Genomic DNA, 2,113 nt, shown 5'->3' with positions numbered 1-2,113 from the left:
ATCTACAAGCAGGCCGAGCTGATCGTCCTCGACGAACCGACGACGGCGCTGTCGCTGACCGAGACCGCCAAGGTGTTCCATTTCGTGCGCCAGGTGCGGGCGAGCGGCCGCTCGATCCTGTTCATCGGCCACAACATCCATCATGTCTTCGACATCGCCGACCGCTTCGTGGTGCTGGACCGCGGCAAGGTTGCACTGACGACCGACCGCAGCGAGGTCAAGTCGGCCGAAGATCTCATCAACTTCATGGAAGAGGTCGCGCATCCCGGCGGATTGGCCGGGCTGCACGATGCCGGCGACGCGGAGCAGAGAGCACGATGAGCAAGACCATGGAGCCCAACCTGCACGAGCCGTCCGCCGGCATTCCCCGTCCCAGTTCTCAAAAGGAATGGAGGCACCCATCCGATCACTGGATGCGCGGCTTCATCCTCGACAACCGTGCCGCGCTCGGCACGCTCGCCGTGTTCATCGTCATGATGACGGTGTTCCTGATCGCCAACCCGACCGTTTTCACCACCTGGTATCTCTACCGTTCGGTGCTGACGACGCTCCCCGTTGCGCTGTTCGTGGTGGTGCCGCTGGTCTTCGTCGTCACCTGCGGCGAGATCGACCTGTCGTTTCCGGCAACGATGGGCTTCGCCTCATGGGTCTTCGCGCTGGTCGTGCAGGCCGGCTACGATCCGTTTCTCGGCATCGCCGCGGCACTCGTCACCGGCATGCTGCTCGGCTTCCTGGTAGGCTCGCTGGTCGTCTATGGCGGGCTGTCGTCGTTGATCGCCACGCTGGGCATGAATTTCCTGCTGCGCGGCCTGATCCAGATCATCAACGAGGGCAAGTCGATGGCGCTGACCAGCCTCAGCGACAGCTGGGCCTACACGATCTTCTCCAGCCAGGTCCTGGGCGTTCCGGTGCAGATCTTCTGGGCCATCGGCTTCGTCGTGCTGTCGGCGATGCTCTACAACCGGCACCGCTTCGGCGCGCAGGTGAGGGTGGTCGGCGACAATCCAGACAGCGCCCAGCAGATGGGCATCGACGTCAAGCGTGTGCGGGTGAAAGTGTTCGTCTTCGTCGGCATCGGCGCGGCCATCGCCGGCACCTTCTCGGTGATGATCAACTTCACCTGGTGGCCGACCGCCGGCGACGGCTATCTCCTGCCGGTGCTGGCCTCGGTGTTCGTCGGCGGCACGCCGACCTGGGGCGGCATCGGCACCGTCGTCGGCGGCGCCATCGGCGCGGTTACCGTGTCCTTCATCCAGACCGGCGTCGTGGCGGCGGGATTAAGCGGTTTCTATGTGCAGTTCTTCAACGGGCTGATCATCATCCTGTCGCTGCTGGGGCACAAATGGAATCAGGCGCGGTATCGGTGAGGGGCTGTTTCGTTGGCGGACCGCATGCCTTGACGATTGGCGTAGACATCAATCACTTCGTCATCCACGGGTCTGCGCCGCGTCGCTACCCTCCTTGCTTCGCCCGTGGATGACGAAGGTGAGGCTTCCGCGGGGAAAACGCCATCTTCACACCGCGGCGACAAACCCGTCCAGCACGCGTTTCTGGCCGGCTTTGTCGAAGTCGATGGTCAGCTTGTTGCCTTCGATGGCCGAGATGTTGCCGTTGCCGAATTTCTGGTGGAAGACACGGTCGCCGACGTTGAAGGCGGACGGCTTGTCGGAGACGGATTTGGCGACCAGTTCGCCGTCGATGGTGCGGCCCTTGACCGAGGTGCGGCCGGCGCCGTAGCCGCTGTCCGTCTCGCCGTAGCCGATGCGCTCGACCTGGTGGCCGGAGCGCGAACCCCAGTTGCGGTCGGTCGCCTCGGTGCGGTTGGCCTGCGCCCGCTGCCAGCCCGGCGTCGCATAGGTGTTGGAGAAGGCGCCGGATTTTTCGCTGTCGGCGCCGACATTGTCGAAGCGCGAGGCGCCATAGGGGTTCTGCCGTCCTGCGCCCTGGCCGCCGCGGCCGGAGGCAAAGGAACCGCCGCCATAGGAATTGCCGTAGCCGCCGTAGGAGTTGCCGCTTTCAGCGACCTCGACATGGGCGTTCGGCAATTCCTCGAGGAAACGCGACGGGATCGTCGACTGCCACAGGCCATGGATCTGGCGGTTGGAGACAAACC

Annotated in this window: 1 protein-coding gene and 2 pseudogenes; 2 read left to right on the top strand and 1 reads right to left on the bottom strand. The window is 64.3% G+C overall.

The genetic code is table 11. The features are described from left to right. A pseudogene (locus tag ENZ74_RS30150) lies at positions 1 to 321 on the top strand (sugar ABC transporter ATP-binding protein); the annotation flags it as partial. Continuing rightward, the gene (locus ENZ74_RS30145; RefSeq protein ID WP_063168290.1) at positions 318 to 1,367 is read left to right on the top strand and encodes an ABC transporter permease; all 1,050 of its coding nucleotides are present in this window, start codon (positions 318 to 320) and stop codon (positions 1,365 to 1,367) included. The pseudogene ENZ74_RS30150 and the gene ENZ74_RS30145, both read left to right, overlap by 4 nt. Positions 1,368 to 1,514: 147 nt before the next feature. Here ENZ74_RS30145 and ENZ74_RS30140 read toward each other — a convergent pair. Further along, positions 1,515 to 2,113 (bottom strand): annotated as a pseudogene (locus tag ENZ74_RS30140) (ATP-dependent DNA helicase); the annotation flags it as partial.

The organism is Mesorhizobium sp. M7A.F.Ca.CA.002.15.2.1 (assembly GCF_003998715.1).
In the GTDB taxonomy this organism is placed as follows: Bacteria; Pseudomonadota; Alphaproteobacteria; order Rhizobiales; family Rhizobiaceae; genus Mesorhizobium; species Mesorhizobium ciceri.
This window is presented reverse-complemented; position numbering and strand designations above follow the sequence as displayed.